A 21,543-nucleotide genomic window follows, 5' to 3' on the forward strand; every position below is an offset into this window, starting at 1 on the left:
TAAATATATCCTTATCCGAACACTTAGTATTCTAGAACTCTAAACATTCTCTACTCCCCACCTTTTTCCATTTCATTCAATTCTTTTTTAATCTGACCTTCCCATTTTGGAACACCGTCATTTTCATCAAATTCTATGATGACATCCGTGACTCCTCTTTCCTTGAATATCTCATTAAACAGGCGATCTTTGATGTCATCAGCCTGGGCGATTGAAATATGGGGATCAAGTTCCACTTCAAGTTCAACATGAAAGTCCTCCCCTTCTTTTATTACGGCCAGTTTCTGTATATCCCTTACATCTGGGTCACCCATGACCATAGAACCAATCTTTTGACGCATTTCTATATCCGCTTCCCCAAGAGCGCCTGCAGCATTATCAAGGAAAACCCTTCCAACCACATAGAACATACCGAGACCAATCATGACAGAAGCAACACCTTCCGCTTGAATGAAGGGCGTGAAGTTTGCTAATAAGATGGCAATTATCGCAAGCACTCCACCTCCAGTTGCTACCATATCTTCCATGAATACTAATTTCGTCGCTGGTTTTGCTCTTTTTAAACCAGCAAAACTCTTAAAAATGACGGCTGTACCTTTAGCTTCGATTCCAGTCTCATGCACCACTTCTTTCATCGCTTTAAATAAAACATATGATTCCAACACAACAGCTAACGAAAGAACGGACAAGTTAATAATGATTCCAGTTGATTCTACTGGGTGCAATATGTGATGAAACCCTTCTTTAATGGTTTCATAAGACATGATCCCGACAACCAAAACCGCCCCTAATAAAACGAGGTTAACCAAACGCCCAAAGCCATCAGGGAATCGATCAGTTGGTGACTTTTTACTAAGTGCAGAACCGATGAAGACAAAAAACTGATTCGCAGCATCTCCCAAAGTATGTAAGGTTTCAGCGAACATAGCGACATTTCCTGTCATGAAATAAGCAATTCCCTTTAGCACAGCGATGATACTATTCACACATGCAGCAATGAACGCCGATTTATTACCTTGTTTTAATAAACGGAATAATTCTTTCATATAAATGCCCCCCCTTATCTTTAAATAAATCCATTATCTTAGTGTATTATCCCCAACACTGGAATATATGAAACCACAAAAGGGAAAAACTCCAAACTAAACGAATTCAGAATAACTGGCATTACTATGTTTTTTATATGTTGTATCTCCCACACACGATATATTCCAGTGTTGGACGCATAAATTCTAATAAGGTCTCAAAAAACTCATTCTTTTTATTCGGAACTGATTAATGCGATTTGAGATCCTTACAAAAAAAGGGAGTAAGCAGTAGCTTACTCCCTTTTTAAGCTTCCATCCCCTTTTTCACTAACTTAGATGGATTATTTACTTTATATCGTATTTCTTTATTGTATTTTTTATCGACCACTTTTCCATCAAATTCGATTTCGTCCCCTTCTTCGAGCTCAGCTTTTTTTAATGTCTTGCTATATCCACACCAAGCATCACCGATTGTCAGTTCAGGTTCCGTTGTCACCTTGACATTCTCCAAGAGTATGACTTCATCTTCTTCACCAGTGAAATGGTTCATTTTCGCCGTGAACTCCTTGACAGTTGCGGTGAAATGCACTTTTTCCCCAGGTAAATCCAACTTAGGTTTTGCTGTCGCCTTTTTACTTTTGGTTTTTGCTTTTTTTGGTTCTTCACTTAGCTGATCCGATGTTTCCGTAATTGGGGCTTCCATCACCTGTTCCTCTTCACTTGGAACTGCGGATGTTTCGGAAACCGGTCCGCTCAACAACTCTTTTCCGAAACTGGAGCTTTGCATTTCCTTTAAATAGGAAGGGTTAATGCAACTAAGCTTTCCATTCTCAAATTCAACGACCACCGTGTCAAGACCGTTTCCATATTGTTCATAACCTGCCAATTTGACTTTCCCTTGAAAACTGCCGCTTTTATATAATAGTTCTCTTTTAACCGAACGGGCAGTGAATAATTTCCACTCCATTCCTTTAGCGATATAGTCCGTATCATCTAAAAAAGGGATATACTCTCCTCTTGGTGCGATATAATGAATCAAATCTTCAGCTGGAGTTTCAGCCACAGTCACCACTCCTAATCTTTTCTATAGATTATATTCTAGCAAAGGATTTCAAAGTTGCAAATGAATGAGTTTATCATAATCGAATGTCCCCTCTAAAAATCGTCCAGAAGTATGGCATTCAGAGTTCCGAACATCTTTCAATTCCCCCATACTATGAATGCCATCTTTTTTAAACTAGAAAAAAGGCTGCTCACTAAGAGCAGCACTTTTATTAGAATAGTCAATCTTTTCTCCTTGGACAAAAACGACTACATCCTTTACCCTTCTTTAACTTGAATTTTTTTTAGTTTACCGTCTTGTACAGGAGTCATTACATTTTTCTTATGATAAAACAGAAAGTATGACCCTATAACAAGAATCGTGAGAAGGCTTGTAAGAAAGAATTGCAACCGCATGGAATCAATAAATGCTTGAGCAACAAATATAATAAATAATACTGCAATAGTCGCGTAGGTTAAGTAAGGGAATAGCCACATTTTCACTTTAAGTGTTCCGGGATTTTCTTTTTCCGTCTTTTTCCTCAAATACAGATGAGAAAAAGCGATAAATATATACATGATCATAGTGACTCCTCCCGAGCTATTTGCGAGAAAAGCAAACAATTTATCAGGGGAAACAAATTTAAATGTCGTACACACATAAGCAAAGAAAACACATGCCATTAACGCCCAAATCGGGATTCCCCTCTTATTCACACGGGATAGGATTTTCGGTGCATCACCTTTTTTTGCTAACGAGTATAACATACGTGAGCTTGTATATAGCCCTGAATTCAAAACAGAAAGCAATGATATGAAGATTACAATATTCATAACTTGACCCGCTGCCGGGAGGCCTGCCATATCAAAAACGCTGGCATAGGGGGTTTTCAGTAAATCTTCAGCCCCCTGTGGGATTACGATAACTAAAATAGCCACTGAGCCGACAAAGAAAAGAAGGAGACGCCATACAACAGCGTTTATGGCTTTAATAATATTTTTTTCAGGGTTTTCAGACTCTCCTGCAGCAATGGCAGCAACCTCACTACCCGATAAAGAGAAGGTAATGAATATCACACTAAGGAGGACCGGAAGAAAACCATTTGGAAAAAACCCTCCATTTCCGGTAATGTTGGCAAGTCCTGGTGAATCAAATCCAGGAACAAATCCAAAAATCATCGCTGCACCCAGGAATAGGAAGATGACAATGGCTGTCACTTTCATGAAAGCTAACCAGTATTCAAATTCACCATAAGCTTTGACTGAATATATATTCGTAACCATCATTAAAATAGGGAAAGAAAGACTAGCAGCCCACATGGGTATGGCAGGAAACCAATCATGAACCATAGTACCCAATAAAGTTGTTTCTATAGCAATAATGATAACCCAGTTGAACCAGTACAACCAGCCAATCGTATATCCGGCCCAAGGGCCCATTGCCTGATGTGCATATGTTGAAAAGGATCCGCTATCAGGGTTCACCACAGCCATTTCACCCAGCATGCGCATGATGAGCACGATCATCAATCCTGCGATTATATACGATATAATAGCACCAGGTCCTGCTGAACCTATTATTGTTCCGCTTCCGATAAATAGTCCTGCCCCAATGACCCCGCCAATAGAAATCATTGTGACATGCCTGGTCTTGAGACCATGTTTCAGTTCATTTGTTTGAAAAGCCACTATTGTCACCATCCTCTAAAACTGTCAATTTAACGTTTTGCAAGCAGAAAACTACTGCTCATGGGTACCCTAGTAGAAATCTTTCATTCAAAAACAATGTTTGCAGTCTATCCCCCTGTTTCACCAATGCTTTTATGAGGCCAAATTTGGTCGTTAAGAAAAAAGTTATATGTATGCTGTAACGCTTATACTATTTACCTTATCCGCTTTTCCCATTTAAACTTCCTCTTTTTCTATCTACAGCCCCTAAACGAAACACGCGAAAAGTATAATGATCCTTGATGGATTTTGCTCTTTTTACTTATTGTTATGTATAAAATATATAATTTCACACCCCTGCCATATCTTTCTAAAAGCACCCTCTCTCCAAATAAATTTATACATATTTATAAAAGCAATATCCATGCCAAAAAAAGGATGGTTAGTTCAATAGGATTTAACGCTTTTGTGAATTTAATTTGATTCAATAATGAATCAAAAATTCAATATATGATTCATAAATTAATTATTCCCTCCTTTTGATTCACATTCGAATTAAAAAATGACAATTTAATTGATATCTTTTAAATTATCGACAAAAATTATCGACTGAAAAATTTCAAGGTGGATTATAGGATATTTTTCATAAAATGTGAAAAAATGACTAAGGGGGGCAATAAAAATAAGATGCCAAAATCCAAATTATGAATTTTGACATCTTCCAAATGGATTTATTTCCACTAAGACTGATTCTTCGTCCGGGATATGCTTCCGCTACTAATCCAAGACCTACTACATGCTTCGGAAAATAAGGATATGTATGAATAAAGCTGTATGTAAAGTCCTGTAGGTTATGTATCAAATCATTATAAAAATTTAGTACTGAACAATTGGGAAATGGATGCTGAATGTGGTCAAATTTTCATTAGAGTCACAATTCATATATCCATCATTACTTTCAATGATCTTTTTACATACGTATAATCCAATTCCCGTTCCTAACTCTTTTGTTGTGACAAAGGGCTCAAAAATAGATTCGATCAATTCACTGGCAATGGCCGGTCCATTATTAGAAATTCGAATTATTCTTTCATTCGCCTCAATTAAAGAGTTTATCCTCAAAATTCTAGGGTGTTCCCTATCCTTTAAAGCATCAATGGAATTAATGAAAAGATTCAAGAACACTTGTTTTAACCCATCCTTGCTCGCTGTCATGACTAAGTTTGGATAAATATCTATTTCCACATTAACGCTGGCATCCACAATATTCGCATAAGTCAATTCTTGTATTTCTTCAATTAACTTTAATACGGAAATTTCCTCTCTTTGTTCCTCATTAAAATCAGATTTGGAGGTATGGAGGAATTGGGTTATCCTGAAATTCAACTGATTTAATTCATAATCAATGATATCCAAATATTTCAACCCTGGATTCTCCCGCTTCAATAATTTATTGAACCCCATGATAGCTGTAAGCGGGTTTCGGAACTCATGTACAAAGCTTGAAGATATCTGTCCCAGTACCGCTAATTTATCTTTGTGGTTTTCACTTATATAAGACTTTTTTTCCTCAATCACTTCATTTGTTAGATTCGTATATCTCGTTACTGCATGATAGCTGAACGAATCAAAGTGCAAGTTAATGTCATTAATGAATTTCTGCATATAATAAATGGGGATATTCGTCCCAAAAACATTTCTGATTATGATATTTCTCCCTAAATTGATATTATATAGAAAATCCCCGATGTTAATATTTGCTTCAAGACGTTCTTTTGCAACCTGGTAAGCCAACCTTATCAGCACGTCTTCCGACAATGCCTCCTTGAACGTTTGGATGACCAGTGAGTACATCCCATATCCATTTTCTTTAACTTTTTCTTTGTAGGGGTCTATTTCATTAATCTTAATGGTCTCGTTCCATTCATTTAAAAACAAAGATTCATTTTCTTCCAGATATCGAATCAAAACATTTTTATACTCCTTATGTTCAGATGACAACTCCATACTATTGACCACACATCCCCTTGCGGAATTTTAGATACTATATCAATAACATCATTCTATATGAGATTTTGATTTCCTGCACTTCATTATTTATTGTTTTGAAGATGAAAAGTAGCTTGTAAGGAGACAAGGTTTGCTGGTCCGCATATAGTTGCTTGCGATAACAAAGGAACGACCAAATCAGGTCAGAGATTTTCATAAAAAGGAAACTCTTCATTCCTGCTTTTTATATCTTAAGAATCTCTTACTTTTTGAAAGTTCATTCCGTATTTTTTCATTTTTCTATAAAGTGTATTTCGGCCGATATCAAGTTGTTTTGCGGCGTTACTGATATTTCCATTTGTTCGTTCCAAGGCATTCCTGATAATTTTGGTTTCTTGTTCTTGAAAGTTTCTTGGTTCTCGATCGGCATTTGCCTTTTCTTCAAGTGTAGTGGAAGAAACAGGGCAAAGTGCCTCGAGTAAGTCCCTTGTAATCGGACCATTATCAGCTAGGAATGCAGCCTGTCCGAGCACGTTTTGCAATTCACGGAAATTTCCTGGCCACGAATATTCCAAAATGAATGTTTTAGCTTCGTGCGTTAATTCGGTATGTTCGCTCTTATATGCTAAACCCTCTAAAATGTATTCTGCTAACAGTAATAAATCTTTACGACTCTTGAGATTTGGAAGTTTTAACGATAATCCACACAGGCGAAAAAATAGATCGGCACGGAATTCCCCCGCTTCAATTTCTTTTTGTAAGTCTTTGTTTGTGGCGGCAATGACTCTTACATCGATTGGAATGGAAGCATGTCCGCCGACACGGGTCACACATCTTTCCTGAAGCACGCGAAGCAGAGTCGCTTGAGCTGGAAGCGGCATGTCCCCGATTTCATCCAAAAACAGGGTTCCGCCATCAGCAGCTTCGAACTTCCCCTTATGTCCGCCGCTTTTTGCGCCAGTAAAGGCACCCTTTTCATACCCGAATAACTCACTTTCCAATAAGTTCTCGGGTATTGCGCTGCAGTTTATAGCGATGAACGGTTTATCGCTTCTTAAGCTAACCCCATGAATGGATTGAGCGAACAGTTCTTTTCCCGTTCCACTTTCTCCAGTGATTAGAAGACTGATATCAAGTGTTGCTGCCCTTTTGGCAATGGATATGGTTTGATTCATTTGCGGATCATTACTGATTATATCGGTAAATTGATATCGATTAGTTAAACCATCATTCAATTTTTGTTTTTTTAACCGTAGGATCACGGAGGACTGATTTTCCATATTTTTACCAAGGGGCTGAACTGTGTATTCCTGGTCTTTTATTGAAATCTTCTGTTCTAAAACACGCGGGTCTAATCTTGATATTATATTCGGTATCGGTTTTTTTAATGTGCCAATAACTTTGGATGCCGCAATGTTGAGATTTGTAACTTTGCCCTCTTTATCAAGGGTGATTAGAGGATCAGGGTATTGATCAAATATAAAATAAAGGTTTTTCTCCCTTTTTTGAGTATGTGACAATAAGAGCGCTTGTTTGATGCTATCAGCCACCCTTTGAACCAGACTAATGGAAAAAGGATGATAATTCTGTTGATGACTGCTTAAATTCAAGACACCAAGCAGATGCCCATCAGGGTGATAAATGGGGGAAGCGGCACAAGTAAGGAAATGGTTATCCTGATGAAAGTGTTGATTGCCATGAATCAATACGGGTTTTTTCTCTACAATGGCTGTTCCTATTGCATTTGTCCCTTTTGATTCCTCTAGCCAGTTGGCCCCTTTTCTGAGGGAAACATTATCTGCATGACGAATGAAAGCTGGATCGCCAACTGTTTCGATGATATAACCTTCAGGAGCAGCAAGTAATAAAATGGACTCCAAGCCATTAATCGAGCTATGAACTTCCTCTAAAATGGGGGAAGAATGGTACAGCAGTTCTGCATATTGATCGTGGTATTCGGCCAACTCAAATGCGCCAAGCATATCTTCCTTATCCATCGTGCTAGGCTGAAGTCCTTTTGAATGGCACCGCTTCCATGATTCTTGAATAAATGCCGGAACGGTTCCTTTATCCGCGCTAATATTAATAGACATTGAATAAGTCCTCCCGTATGTAAAATCCAGTAAACGGCCACTGTTTTTCGATTCAATTTCAATTAGGCAACTCTAAACAATCTTCAGTTTAAGAGTATTAAGGGTTAATCCATATAATTTAATTATAACAGAAAATTCAGATATCCACCAAAATGAAAATTCCCTTTTTGCTAAGTATTAAACGTTTTTGGTCCATACTGGAACACCTAACTGTTCCAAAGTGGAACAGTTAGGTGACTTCCTTCGATCCAATTCCCTTGATTTTATTGGTTTTTTATTATTGGCATAAGTCTTGCATAATTACATGATGAGTAATTGATTCCTTTTTGATAAGGGGGGAAAGAACCAAGTAAGTCGAAAGCCTTGTATTCCGTTGGGTAGTGTTTTCCTTATGCAACAGATCAGCCAATGGGAAATTCTTATTGAAGACATAAGCATATGCCTGATCCATTTACTTAGAGAACGCAATTGTCCGGACAGATTTTCATGATCGAACTTTAATATGAAAAGGGGTATTATACATGGAACAAACTATTAAACTTAATCCGCGAGTGCAAGAATTCTTAAAGGGCACTAAAAAGCTATTGATCAATGGGGAATTGGTGGAAGCTGCTTCAGGAAAAACCTTTGAGACTCTCGATCCTTCAAATGGGAAGGTTCTGGCCATTGTGAGTGAAGCAGGACCAGAAGATGTAGATAAAGCAGTCAAAGCAGCCCGCAAGGCTTTCGACAACGGTCCCTGGAAAAAAATGAGTGCATCGGAACGCAGTCGCCTCATTTATAAGTTAGCGGACCTAATGGAGGATCATAAAGAAGCGTTAGCACAATTAGATACCCTGGATAATGGTAAGCCAATTGGTGAAACCACTAATGCCGACGTCCCCCTCGCCATTGATCACTTCCGTTATTATGCTGGATGGACCACTAAGATAGTGGGTCAAACAATTCCTGTTGCAGGAAATTACTTTAATTATACCCGTCATGAAGCAGTTGGAGTGGTAGGACAAATCATCCCTTGGAATTTCCCCCTTCTTATGGCAGCATGGAAATTAGGTGCAGCCCTTGCAACCGGATGTACGATCGTTTTAAAACCAGCGGAGCAAACGCCGCTTTCAGCATTATATTTAGGGCAATTGGCGCTTGAAGCCGGTTTTCCTCCTGGTGTTCTTAATGTCATACCTGGATTCGGGGAAACAGCAGGATCACCGCTTGTAGACCATCCTGATGTCGATAAAATTGCCTTTACCGGTTCAACCTCAGTAGGGAAAATGATCATGCGCCAAGCTTCGGGCACTGTGAAAAAAATCTCGTTGGAACTAGGTGGGAAATCACCTAATATCATTTTACCGGATGCAGATATGAGTAAAGCCATTCCTGGTGCTTTGATGGGCATCATGTTTAATCAAGGACAAGTTTGCTGTGCCGGTTCCCGACTGTACATTCAGAAGAAATCCTATGATAACGTGGTAGCTGACTTAGTGTCCCACGCAAAAAATATTAAACAAGGGGCCGGTCTTGATCCATCAACCCAGATAGGGCCATTGGTATCCAGTGAACAACTGGAAAGAGTGGGCAGTTATATTGAAAAAGGGAAGTCTGAAGGAGCTGAAGTGGTTACAGGGGGCAATTACGGACAAGGTGAGGGTTATTTTGTAGCACCTACAATATTTGCAGGTGTTGAAGATGAAATGACAATCGCTAAAGAAGAAATCTTCGGTCCTGTTGTAGCTGCCATGCCTTTTGACGATTTGGACGATGTGATAAACCGTGCAAATAACTCTGAATATGGATTGGCCGCTGGTTTATGGACACAAGATGTAAAAAAAGCCCATTATGTGGCTAATGAATTAAAGGCAGGTACAGTTTGGGTAAACTGTTATAACGCCTTTGATGCAGCTTCTCCATTTGGTGGTTATAAACAAAGTGGAATCGGTCGGGAAATGGGCAGTTATGCATTGGATAATTATACGGAAGTTAAAAGTGTATGGATTAACTTAAACTAACAAAAAGAATGATCGCTCCATTTGGCTCAGACATTGCAATTGAAATGCATCTGGATATTGGGAATTAGTCACTCATTCAATTCATGTATTAATAAAGACATTAGAGCCTGTTTTCGTTTCCTTTAAATATTCGCAAAAGGGTGTCCAAAGTCCGGACTTTGGACACCCTTTCCTTGTTTTAGTAACTTATGTTCTAGACCAAAAGAAGAGACCTTTCATTTTCGAAAGGTCTCTTTAGGCTAATTACCCATTACGTTCAATTTGCATTTTCTCTTTGTTTGCTTTTTCTTTTTCTATTTTTTGCTGTCTTGAAGTCCCGGCAACCAGGATTCCGATCACTACTATCGCTTCAAATCCATATTTTATGAAGGGATTTGTAAAGTAGTCGTGCATGAAGGGTTCAGCTACGATCATTTTAGCAGCTGTCCAGCCTAGTATTCCCGCACCAATTATTATGATGAATGGGAAGCGCTCGATCAGTTTCAGGATCAAAGTGCTTCCATACATCACTACTGGAATTGATACAAGTAAACCGATTACCACTAAAGTGAAGTTACCATGAGAAGCACCTGCAACAGCTAGGACATTGTCCAATCCCATCAATGCATCTGCAATAATGATAGTTTTTATGGCAGCCCACATAGAGTCTGCAGGCTTCAAATCATGTTCTTCTTCATCGATAAGGAGCTTATAAGCAATCCATACAAGAAGTAATCCCCCTATTAAATGCAGTCCTGGCACCTCTAAGAGCCAAACAACCAGCAGCGTTGCGATGATCCTTATCACTATTGCCCCGACCGCTCCCCATATTATCACCTTTTTTTGCTGATCTTTTGGAAGCTTTCTTGCAGCCAATCCAATAAGGATCGCATTATCACCGGCAAGAACCAAATCTATCATAATGATCGCTAAAAGTCCTGAAATAAATTCACCTGTTAAAAAATCCAACACATTTTCCTCCTTTATACAAAAATAAAGAGACCTCTGCCATTTATGGCAAAGGTCTCGCTAAGCACTAAATGAATTAGGCCAATAAAGCCGGTGGAATCCCACGTAATGACGACTTTATTTCAGGTTATCCCTGACGCTACTCCCCTTCACGGGAATAAAGAATATGTAATTCTTTTGATATCTTCCCTTAGGAATCTACCAAGAAAAAATATCACTAATCCAGTATACCAAAAATACAAATAAAATAAAGTAAAAAATAAGAGATTGGAATAATATTCATGAACTTTACCTAGCCCATCACCTTTCAACGGATAATTTCAGTCAATCATCCCAGCTAGTTTTAGGCATAATTCGTTTCCTAGGTTTTTGATATAACCCAAATCCTTCCCCCATAGATATTGATTACTTAAGATGGCCTCTATCAATTGTAAAAGTGAAATATCTCCACTCTCATAACGAAGCCAATGTTCCCTAAAAAATTCAATTGTCTTTATATCGTCTTTAACGACATATTCTTTACCCGTAAAGCTTTTACCTATATAATTCCCATTCACTTCGTAAACCTTATAAAATCGGATCAGGCCCGAAAAACCTCGTACGATGCAGTCAGGCAGGCTACCTTTCGCCTTATAATATTCCTCTAAAGTTGGCAGGAGACGAACCCTGAATTTCGAAATGCTATTCAGCGAAATATCGGCAAGGAGGTGATGTACATAGGGATTCATAAATCGTTCAAGAACGCTTTTCCCATATAGCATCATCTCATTATGAGCAAAAGGTAATGTAGGGATTATTTCCTCTTCGATGGCCATGCTCAAGTATCTGTAGAAATCCGGATGATCGATTGCCTGTTTTACTTCTACCAATCCAGATAAAATGCCTAGAGGAGCCATCAAGGTATGTGAACCATTAAGAATCCGTACTTTTCTCATTTGATAAGGTACTAAATCTTTAACCCAACGCACATTTAATCCGGCTTTTTGTAAAGGTAGACGTTCATCAATAGAAGGGTCACCTTCAATAGCCCATAAATGATAGGGTTCAGCCGTATTTAGGAGAGTATCCTTATATTCCCATGCCTCAAATAGTTTTTCCGACTCATTAGCCGGGAATCCTGTTACGATACGGTCTACAAGCGAGTTTAAAAATAGGTTGTCCTGGTCCACCCACTCCATGAATGGCTTTGGTAAACCCCAATCACTGCCATGCTTGAGAACACATTCCTTCAATGAATCACCATTTCTATCTAAAAGCTCACAAGGTAGCATGATGAGTCCTTTTTCCGCATCACCGTTGAAATGCAGATAACGCCGATATAAAAATGCAGTCAGTTTTCCTGGAAAAGATTCAATCGGCACTCCTTCTTCCAAAGGAATCGGCTGATATTTGATTCCTGCTTCGGTCGTGTTGGAAACTACAAATTCCAATGCAGGGTTTTCGGATAATGTTAAAAATTCCATCCATTCATCATAAGGATCAATTACCTTTGAAAAAACAGAAATGATCTCTGGATGTTCCACTTTCTCACCTTGGTGGAAACCCCTTAACATTAATGTATACAGTCCATCTTGCCGCTTTAGTTCCTCTATTTTCCCTTTTCCAGCGGGACGAGGCTGGGTAACAGCAATACTTCCCAGGAAATGGCCTTGTTTATTACATTCATATATCATCCAATCAAAGAAGCCGCGGAGAAAATTCCCCTCCCCAATCTGCAATACCTTTATGGGAAAATCCATCATATGTTGATTTTGGACAGCTTTTGTATCTTTACTCAGACTCTTCAGGTGACCTTTATTCATGTTCATGACCAAAAAACTCCTTTCTCATAGGAATATCCAATTCGGAATACAATTTCAAGTGGTAGTCCTTACGACCAGAAACCTTAAACTTATATTTCAACAATGGCCTTGATCACTTTAGCTTCAGGAGTTAACCACCCTTCAAACTGATTGATCATTTCATCCATATGTGTGCGGTGTGTAATATACTGACTCATATCCAACTTATCATTTTTCAGCGTATTTACGACATAGTCAAAGTCATCCCTTGTTGCATTACGGCTTCCCATTAATGTAAGCTCTTTACTGTGGAATTCAGGATCATTAAAGGAAATATCCGCTTTAACCAAACCTACATATATCAATCTTCCGCCGTGAGCAGGGAATTTAAATGAATCCATCATTGATTTAGCATTACCTGTCGCATCAAATACGACGCTGGGCATATCTCCATTTGTCAATTCAGCTAATTTCTCCATTGGATTCTCCAATACGTTCAAAGAATAATCGACATTTGCCCATTTGCCAGCAAACGCAAGGCGTTCATCATTTACATCCATTGCGATCACCTTCGCACCCTGTTCCTTTGCGAATGCCATGACTCCCAAGCCAATTGGACCAGCACCAATTACAAGTGCAAATTCCCCTTTATGAATAGCAGCCCGTCTGACCGCGTGGGCCCCTATACTTAAAGGCTCTATCATTGCCGATTGGTCAAGTGTAAGACCCTCGGTTTTCACCAAATGATCATAAGGAACCGTAATCCATTCACACATACCGCCTTCCTTATGTACACCCAACACTTTCATATCCGTACAGCAATTCGTTTTTCCATTTCTGCATGCGATGCATTTTCCACATTCCATATAGGGAATGATTGATACTTGATCCCCGACATTCAATCCTGATGCGTTCTCCGGTAGGGATTCAATATAACCGGATAGTTCATGGCCAAGTATTCGAGGATAGCTAAAAAAGGGTTGATTACCTCCATATGCATGAATATCAGTACCGCATATTCCTATGCGCCGCACACGAATCAAAGCTTCCCCCGGGTTTGGAACTGGTTTTTCCGACACGATCATCTTAAATTCAAAAGGTTGTTCACAAACGATAGTCTTCACTGATTAACACTCCTTTTTTATGAGATATGTATTAAAGAATGACTCCTTCTTTAAAGATGCTTATCTCCTTATAACCGAATTTTTCATTATTCGTTTTCTTTTTACCGGATGAAAGTTCAAGGATGTATTGGAATAAATCGTCCTTTAATTCATCGATCTTTTGACCTTCAATTAACCGCCCGGCATTATAATCAATCCAGTGCTTTTTACGATCGGCCAATTCTGAATTCGTAGCTATTTTTACAGTTGGCACCGGACCGCCAAAAGGTGTTCCCCTTCCTGTGGTGAATAGAACGATATGTGCGCCCGCTGCTGCCAAGGCCGTCACCGAAATCAGGTCATTCCCGGGAGCATTGATCAAATTCAATCCATGCTTCACTACTCGTTCACCATATGGGCTTACATCCACTACAGTGGCATGGCCCCCTTTTTGCGTGCATCCAAGTGATTTTTCCTCCAGTGTACTTATGCCGCCCTCCTTGTTTCCAGGTGAAGGGTTTTCATAAATTTCCTGATCATGGCGAATGAAATACTGTTTGAAATCATTAATAAGGCCAACGATTTTATTAAAGGTTTCTTCATCCTTTGCCCTGTTCATTAATATCGTTTCCGCTCCAAACATCTCAGGAACCTCTGTCAATATCGTGGTACCGCCTTGTTCTACTATAAGGTCGGAAACCGCACCAACCAATGGATTAGCGGTTATGCCTGAAAAACCATCGGAACCCCCGCACTTCAAGCCTATTTTCAACTTTGAAACCGGTACGGGCATTCGTACGAACCCTTCCGCATATTCCACTAATTCTCCCATTAAACGTAAGCCGATCTCTAATTCATCATCAACCTCTTGGGCTTTTAAAAATTTAATTCGATTTGGAGGAAATTCGCCTATTACTTCTTTAAATGCTTCGATTTGATTGTTCTCACATCCCAATCCTACAACCAAAACCCCGGCTGCATTCGGATGTTGAGCCAAGGCCGCTAATAGCTTTTGGGTATGGGTCAAATCATCTCCTAATTGAGAACAACCGTAGGGATGGGAAAAATGATGAACCCCATCAATTTGGCGATCTTTAAACTGCTCATTGCCCATTTTAGCTAGAACTTCACATGTTTTATTGATGCAACCGACCGTGTTGATGATCCAGATTTCATTCCGGATACCCACTTCCCCATTTTCACGGATAAATCCTTGGAAGGTATGATTTTGACTTGGCTCTTCTGTATCTTGAATGCTAGGTTTATAGGAATAATCCAATATACCCTGCAAACCGGATGCTAGATTATGGGTGTGAACCCAATCCCCTATGGAGATATCTTCTTTAGCTTTTCCGATCGAGTAGCCAAATTTGATTACGTCCCCCCCTCGTTTTACCGGTTTCATTGACATCTTATGCCCTTTAGGAATGTCATCACTTGCCTTTATATGGATCATACCGCTGTCTTCTGATTGAATCTGGAGGCTCTGTCCTTTATAAATCTCCTCCAAGGAAATAACCACATCATCATTTGAATGCAATTGAACAAATTTATTCATTTTGTCCCCTCCTTATCATGGGTGATGACGTTCAAAGAGCAAACGTCAATACGTTTAGAAAGCCCTTTCATTTTTGTGTTTAAATATACTTTCTATTGAATCTATTATCATTTTAACATCAATATTTGAAATATAAATTGCATATTTTGCTATAAATATACTCATTCTTGTTGTATTATATTTTCAGGAGCTGAACGAAATGAAAAAAACCCATAATCCATTAGAACATGATTTACTCTTCCCATTTTCTTTTGTCTATCAAGATACTAAAAGTCCTCAGACTGAATTGTCAGATCATATGCACGACCATTATGAAATTGTTTATGTTTATAACGGTAATGGGACCTTTTTTATCGGTGATGTGTTTTATGATATGCAGCAAGGGGATGTATTCCTGATCCCGAATAATACCATTCATAGGGCATTACCCAACAAGGACGATCCTGTTACCTCCACCATTATCTTTTTCAGTCCAACATTAATATATAAAGATATGGTTGATGATTCTTTTTCATATTTACATTTGTTTGACCTAACAAAAAAGAGTAAGAATTATAAAATATCCTTGCCGCAAAAGAAACAAGTAAAGATCGAAGAACAGCTCCAACTCATCCTGCAAGAGTCAACTAGCCATTCAATGGGTTCGAGACATGCTTGTTTGCTGGTCGTTCACCAAATCATACTTGATTTATACCGTACCCGGATAAATGACAAACAAGATTTTACTGAGGGCAAAAGCTATAGTTCAGAATGGATCAAAGATATCTTAATTTATATTAATGACCATTTGGGTGAACCATTATCTTTGACGGTACTTGCACACAAAGCATTGGTCAGTCCCGCTCATTTCAGCAGAGTTTTTAAGGAAACGACTGGAATTGGGTTAATCGTGTATTTAAATACGAAAAGGATCATCAAGGCAAAGGAACTATTACTGGAAACGAATCACACCATTGCCAATATTGCTGAAATGTGTGGTTTTGAAAGCATGCCCCAATTTTATCGTACCTTTAAAAAATACAATGATAAGACACCTGCTGCATTTCGCAAAGAAAATCGTATGGGCTAGGATGGTAAAATTCATGTCTGATAAATATGGAAAAATATCGATCGATTAAAAATGGAAGTGTCTTCCCTTGATATTACCTTTGGGAGACACTTCCATTCTAACAATCTATTACGCAGGCTTTCCTATCGGTTGTACAAAACGGATGACTGCAAGCGATGCAACGATGGCCAATCCACCTGCAAGCAAGAATGCAACAGTGTATGTGCCTGAGGTATCGACAATATATCCTGTTAAAGTCGGTCCGATGATTCCTGCTGTATTTGCCAAGAAATGCATAAAACCTCCAACAGATCCAACATTACCAGGGTCGACAACATCGTTGACGATTGCCCAGTAAATGGCACCAGTCAAATATAGGAAGAAGACGGAAAGTGCGACAAGTGTAACCGCACTGAGCGTTGTGGATACAAGTCCGGCAAAACCAATACATACCGCCGATAAGAACAAACATGTTACAAGTACGAGCTTACGTGAGAATAAAACACCTTTTTGAGCGAATTTTTTAAAAAAGAAATCCGACACGAATCCACCCAAAGCAAGTCCGATGAATCCAAAAATCCAAGGAATCACTGTAATGATACTCATATTTTCTACACTTAGGCCGCGTGCATCCACCAAATAGCTTGGGAACCAAGTTAAGAAAAAGAAGAGAATATAGTTGTAAGAAAAAAAGGCTAGAGCTGTAAATAAAACCGTTTTTTGTTTTAAATAAAAGGTGAATTTCACCTTTTCTTCCGATGTTGCCGCTACATAAGATTTCCCCGTAAGTTTCTGTTCTTTTGACTCTTCTGGTTTTTCTTTAATGAATTTCCACCAGCAAATCGCCCATATAAGACCAATCACCATAATGGCAATGAAAGAAACTCTCCATCCATATGAGATCGCAATAAATCCAACTATTGGACCTGCAATTGCGCCACCAAGCGGTGTCCCGCTATTCGTTAAACCAACGATAGATGCCCGCTGATTCGCTGGGAACCAGTTATTAACCATTTTATTGATTGTTGCCGAAAGAGGACCTTCGCCCATCCCAAACAGTATGCGGATGACTATCATACTCGCAAAACCGACAGCAAGTACAAGTGCACCACTGAATAAAGACCAAACGATCATCGCAACAAAAAGCGTTAGCTTCGCACCCCATCTATCGGACGCCATTCCTCCAAGGAAGTTGAAGATGGCATATCCAACAGAAAAGCTACTAAAGATAATTCCCATCTGTGTTGCAGTTAAAGATAAATCATCTTGGATGAACGGAGCCGCAATGGACAGTGCAGATCGGTCCAGATAATTTATTACCCCTGCCAAGAACAAGAAAACGATGACCATTCCTCTACCATTTGAAAACATAAAGTACCCCCCTATACGCTTCAATAAATGCAGACGCATTTTTGGAAACGTTTCCATTTAATAACCAAGAGTAAAGCCTATATGACCTATAACTAAATCGGTTTAGAATTCCCGCAATTAAGCGCTTTCTTTTCCACAGGAATTCTTACATCCGGTTCTAACAAGAATTCCTTGAAAGCAAAGTCGGTTTCAAGCGATGGACACTTGTATCCTCATTTCCTGTTTTATTGATTTGACTAAGCAGTAACTCTGCTGCCAAGTTGGCCATTTCAATGGCTGGCTGATTAACCGTTGTGATGGTCGGTGTATAGAAACTGGCATACGGTACATCATCGATTCCTATGACCGCTATGTCATCAGGTATGTTGATTTCGTGCTGTTTCATATAACGCAATACCTCATTAAGGACGATATCATTTCCTGCCAATATGGCTTGAGGCGGCTTTTCCAATTCGAAAAATTCTGAAAGTGCATTCGGAATTTCATCTACGTTCACTGTTTTAATATATTCAGAATTAAATGGTATCCCATGTGACGCGAGTGAATCCTTGTACCCTTGGATCCGTTCGATTCGGGGACTAATATCGCGTATTATTGAAGTGGTCATGATTGCAATGTTTTCAAAACCCCTTTCAACAAACCGGTCAATGGCTAACTTGGAAGCAAGGTGATTATCGAGCATGACTGTTGCAATATTTAATTCCTCGATCGTCCTATCCATGAAAACAATCGGGAATTGATCACTCTTCATCCGTTTATATAAATCCAGATTATCCCCTGTGGGAAAAATGATGATCCCATCCACTTGTTTAGCTCTTAGCATTTCAATATAATTCTTTTCCTTTTCAGGATTATCATCTGCATTGCATACGATAATATGGAACCCTTGTTCATAAAAGTAGTTTTCTATAGCTCTAATAACTTGCGTTGAAAACGTATGAAGGATGTTGGCAACCACTACCCCAACTGTAAAAGTGGATTTTTGTTTTAAACTGCGCGCAATTATATTAGGCTGATAGTTTAACTCTTCTATAGTTTCTTCAATTTTTTTCCTGGTTTTTTCACTCATATATTCGTATCGCTTGTTCAGGTATTGGGAAACCGTGCTTTTTGATACTTTCGCGTGATTGGCGACATCAGTAATTGTAATGGTTTTCATTTTCATTCATTCCTGTCGTGTTTTTTCATTTCTCTGCCTAAAGCCATAAAACAATATGGCTTATTTATATAAGGAATATTTTATTATAATAAGTAAAGCTTTACAATCACCTTCTGATGCAGTAAAAAAGTCAATTTCCCTTACCCTGGAACTAATTGAATTAATGTACAACCGGTCACTTGATTGCTTTTTTATTGGAACTGAATTCAGACGCCTGAGTATGCCATGAAGCCCCCATCGACAGGTACCGTTATTCCCGTGACAAAACCCGAATAGGATTCATCAACTAGCCACAGCAAAGTACCGAGTAAATCTTCAGGCTGACCAAAACGCTTCATTGGTGTCGCGGTAATGATTTTATTAGACCTTTTTGTCATGCTCCCATCTTCGTTAAGCAACAGATCCCGGTTTTGCATCGTCAAAAAGAATCCCGGAGCAATGGCATTCACCCGTAATCCCTCTTCGGCAAAATGGACAGCCATCCACATGGTGAAATTATTTATCGAAGCTTTGGCAGCACTATATGCTGGTACTTTAGTCATTGGAGCGTAGGAGCTCATGGAAGATACGTTTACGATAACTGGTGCTTCCACTTGCAATAACTCTTTTCCAAAAACCTGACTGGCCAAAAATGTACCGGTGAAATTGCTGGCAAAAACTTGAGAGAAACCATTTTCATCCAAATCAAAAAAGGATTTTCCTTCCGCTTCTTCCCCATATTTCTCTGGAGCTGTAATGGCATCAGGGTGATTGCCTCCCGCTCCATTTATTAATAGATCAACTCTACCGAATGTTTCTATTATTTTCTCCCTTGCATTCTCCAATGAAGTTCTATCCAAAACGTCTGTCGCGATGGATATCGCAGCGCCCCCAGATTGTTCAATGAGTTCGACCACTTCTTGCCCTTTTTCAGCCGTTCTATTCAATATCGCTACCTTGACACCATGACGGGCCAATTCCACAGCCATTTTGGAACATAATACACCACTGCCTCCAGTGATTACCGCTACCCTGTTTGTTAGGTTTTCATGGATGGGAATCATGATTTTTCACCTAATTTAGTAGCTTCATATGCATCCCATAAACCTAGTAAATACATGATTCCCAGTGCTCTGTCATATAAACCGTAACCTGGGCGGCAAACTTCTCCCCAAATATGGCGGCCGTGGTCCGGTCTGACATAACCCGTATAATTTTGCTTATTCAATTCTTCCACAACACCCTGTATATTGATGGAACCATCTTGAGTATGATGGGACGTTTCCACAAAGTCACCGTTTTCATAAATCTTCACATTGCGTATATGGGAGAAAGGTGCACGGTTTGCATACTTTTTAGCTACTTGGACCATATCATTTTTTGGGTTTGCCCCCATCGAGCCTGTACACATGGTAAACGCATTCGACGGCGAATCCGAAATCGAGATCAGTTTTTCATAACTCGATTCTCCGGTGATGATTCTTGGCAAGCCAAAAATGGACCATGGCGGATCATCAGGATGTATTGCCATTTTTATACCGCAAGCCTCGGCAACAGGTAATATTTCTTTAAGGAATATTTCAAGATTCGCCCATAGCTGCTCCTCGTCCACAGCCTTGTAAGCTTCGAATAATTCAGAAATTTGATCCATCTTTTCGGGTTCCCAACCGGGTAAAGTTAAATCTGAAGCTTCGGTTACAGTACGAATTAAATCTTGCGGATCTAACGTATCCACTTTCGCCTTTTCATAAAATAAGGCAGTTGAGCCATCTTCCAAAGGATGGAACATTTCCGTCCGAGTCCAATCAAAGATCGGCATGAAGTTATAACAAATGACTTTCACACCAGCTTCCGAAAGATTGCGAATCGTCTCTTTGTATTTCTCTATATATATCATGCGATCTTCGTTACCCAATTTTATCGATTCATGGACATTTACACTCTCCACGACATCCGTGTGAAAACCAAATGATTGGATATACTCGATTTCTTCTTTAATTTCTTCCTTTTCCCATACCTCACCAACAGGTTTTTGGTGTAGTGCCCAGACAATCCCTTTCACTCCAGGAATCTGTTTAATGTGCTCCAATGAAACAGTATCATTGTCTTTCCCGTACCATCTAAATGTAATGTTCATCATGCACCTCCATCATTCCGCAATTTTCTGCATGTATTTTCTGCTTAACTCCACTGCTGCCTCATAGCCGCCATTCTTATAGGCTTTGTTCAAGTCACTGCCGATACCGATTGATACCGCGCCTGCATTCAGCCAGTCCTTCATATTGTCCAAATTAATTCCGCCGGTTGGCATGATCCTTACATTGGGCAGGGGACCATTAACCGACTTGATGAAAGAAGGTTCAAAATGGTTTGCCGGAAATAATTTTATAACATCACAACCTGCTTCCAATGCCATAGCCATTTCTCTAACTGTCATGCAACCAGGCATATAGGGAATGCCATATCGATTACAAAGTTCAGCAACACCATTGACAAAATAGGGACTGACGATAAAATTGGCACCAGCTAAAATCGCATGTCGTGCCGTTTCAGAATCCAGTACCGAGCCTGCTCCTAAAAGTGCATTCGTATTCTGCAATTCTTTGAAAGCTTCTTCAATTCCCGGAGTTGTGTAAGTCAATTCTATTGCCCGAACACCGCCATCCACAGCTGCTTTCGAAAGTTTTACTGCCTCCCCTGCATCTTGCCCACGGATAACAGCCACTACTTTCGTTTCCATTATTCGATGAATAATTGAATGTTTATCCATAACT

At 39.4% G+C, this 21,543-nt stretch carries 16 protein-coding genes; 2 read left to right on the plus strand and 14 right to left on the minus strand.

Annotated elements, in window-relative coordinates:
- Positions 1 to 50: 50 nt before the first annotated feature.
- The 5 genes from ACDZ29_RS25040 to ACDZ29_RS25060 form a co-directional block, all read right to left on the minus strand.
- Positions 51 to 1,046: a cation diffusion facilitator family transporter gene (locus ACDZ29_RS25040; protein WP_375089026.1), complete on the minus strand. Its 996-nt coding sequence runs from the start codon at positions 1,044 to 1,046 to the stop codon at positions 51 to 53.
- Between the two features lie 286 nt (positions 1,047 to 1,332).
- A complete protein-coding gene (locus ACDZ29_RS25045; protein WP_289325256.1) occupies positions 1,333 to 2,091 on the minus strand; it encodes a hypothetical protein in 759 nt (252 codons plus the stop codon).
- A gap of 257 nt (positions 2,092 to 2,348) precedes the next feature.
- A complete protein-coding gene (locus ACDZ29_RS25050; RefSeq protein ID WP_375089027.1) occupies positions 2,349 to 3,767 on the minus strand; it encodes an amino acid permease in 1,419 nt (472 codons plus the stop codon).
- 846 nt (positions 3,768 to 4,613) lie between these two features.
- The gene (locus tag ACDZ29_RS25055; protein ID WP_375089028.1) at positions 4,614 to 5,705 is read right to left on the minus strand and encodes a histidine kinase N-terminal domain-containing protein; all 1,092 of its coding nucleotides are present in this window, start codon (positions 5,703 to 5,705) and stop codon (positions 4,614 to 4,616) included.
- A 272-nt stretch (positions 5,706 to 5,977) separates the two neighbouring features.
- On the minus strand, positions 5,978 to 7,819 hold the full coding sequence (locus ACDZ29_RS25060) for a sigma-54-dependent Fis family transcriptional regulator (RefSeq protein ID WP_375089029.1): 1,842 nt from the start codon (positions 7,817 to 7,819) through the stop codon (positions 5,978 to 5,980).
- A 521-nt stretch (positions 7,820 to 8,340) separates the two neighbouring features.
- Between ACDZ29_RS25060 and ACDZ29_RS25065 the strand changes: the two genes are divergently transcribed.
- On the plus strand, positions 8,341 to 9,822 hold the full coding sequence (locus tag ACDZ29_RS25065; RefSeq protein WP_289325259.1) for an aldehyde dehydrogenase family protein: 1,482 nt from the start codon (positions 8,341 to 8,343) through the stop codon (positions 9,820 to 9,822).
- A gap of 243 nt (positions 9,823 to 10,065) precedes the next feature.
- Here the strand turns inward: ACDZ29_RS25065 and ACDZ29_RS25070 are convergent, their stop codons facing one another.
- From ACDZ29_RS25070 to ACDZ29_RS25085, 4 genes are all read right to left on the minus strand, one after another.
- Positions 10,066 to 10,770 (minus strand): TerC family protein, encoded by a 705-nt coding sequence (locus ACDZ29_RS25070; RefSeq protein WP_289316217.1) that lies wholly within the window; start codon positions 10,768 to 10,770, stop codon positions 10,066 to 10,068.
- 320 nt (positions 10,771 to 11,090) lie between these two features.
- Complete coding sequence (locus ACDZ29_RS25075) at positions 11,091 to 12,578, minus strand: tagaturonate reductase (protein ID WP_375089030.1); 1,488 nt, start codon at positions 12,576 to 12,578, stop codon at positions 11,091 to 11,093.
- An 83-nt stretch (positions 12,579 to 12,661) separates the two neighbouring features.
- Complete coding sequence (locus tag ACDZ29_RS25080; protein WP_370015263.1) at positions 12,662 to 13,675, minus strand: zinc-binding alcohol dehydrogenase family protein; 1,014 nt, start codon at positions 13,673 to 13,675, stop codon at positions 12,662 to 12,664.
- A 31-nt stretch (positions 13,676 to 13,706) separates the two neighbouring features.
- Complete coding sequence (locus ACDZ29_RS25085; RefSeq protein ID WP_375089031.1) at positions 13,707 to 15,212, minus strand: UxaA family hydrolase; 1,506 nt, start codon at positions 15,210 to 15,212, stop codon at positions 13,707 to 13,709.
- A gap of 199 nt (positions 15,213 to 15,411) precedes the next feature.
- On the opposite strand from ACDZ29_RS25085, the gene ACDZ29_RS25090 reads away from it, so the two are divergent.
- Positions 15,412 to 16,281: a helix-turn-helix domain-containing protein gene (locus ACDZ29_RS25090; protein ID WP_375089032.1), complete on the plus strand. Its 870-nt coding sequence runs from the start codon at positions 15,412 to 15,414 to the stop codon at positions 16,279 to 16,281.
- 108 nt (positions 16,282 to 16,389) lie between these two features.
- Here the strand turns inward: ACDZ29_RS25090 and ACDZ29_RS25095 are convergent, their stop codons facing one another.
- The 5 genes from ACDZ29_RS25095 to ACDZ29_RS25115 form a co-directional block, all read right to left on the minus strand.
- On the minus strand, positions 16,390 to 17,631 hold the full coding sequence (locus ACDZ29_RS25095; protein WP_289325265.1) for an MFS transporter: 1,242 nt from the start codon (positions 17,629 to 17,631) through the stop codon (positions 16,390 to 16,392).
- A gap of 157 nt (positions 17,632 to 17,788) precedes the next feature.
- Positions 17,789 to 18,790 carry a LacI family DNA-binding transcriptional regulator gene (locus tag ACDZ29_RS25100; protein ID WP_289316211.1) on the minus strand — a complete coding sequence of 334 codons (1,002 nt, stop codon included), beginning with the start codon at positions 18,788 to 18,790 and terminating at the stop codon, positions 17,789 to 17,791.
- Between the two features lie 206 nt (positions 18,791 to 18,996).
- The gene (locus tag ACDZ29_RS25105) at positions 18,997 to 19,833 is read right to left on the minus strand and encodes an SDR family oxidoreductase (RefSeq protein WP_375089033.1); all 837 of its coding nucleotides are present in this window, start codon (positions 19,831 to 19,833) and stop codon (positions 18,997 to 18,999) included.
- Positions 19,830 to 20,906 carry a mannonate dehydratase gene (gene uxuA / locus ACDZ29_RS25110; protein WP_289325267.1) on the minus strand — a complete coding sequence of 359 codons (1,077 nt, stop codon included), beginning with the start codon at positions 20,904 to 20,906 and terminating at the stop codon, positions 19,830 to 19,832. The genes ACDZ29_RS25105 and uxuA overlap by 4 nt, the downstream gene beginning before the upstream one ends.
- A gap of 12 nt (positions 20,907 to 20,918) precedes the next feature.
- On the minus strand, positions 20,919 to 21,539 hold the full coding sequence (locus ACDZ29_RS25115; protein WP_289325268.1) for a bifunctional 2-keto-4-hydroxyglutarate aldolase/2-keto-3-deoxy-6-phosphogluconate aldolase: 621 nt from the start codon (positions 21,537 to 21,539) through the stop codon (positions 20,919 to 20,921).
- Positions 21,540 to 21,543 lie beyond the last annotated feature (4 nt).

The organism is Peribacillus sp. RS7 (genome assembly GCF_041956845.1).
GTDB lineage: Bacteria > Bacillota > Bacilli > Bacillales > DSM-1321 > Peribacillus.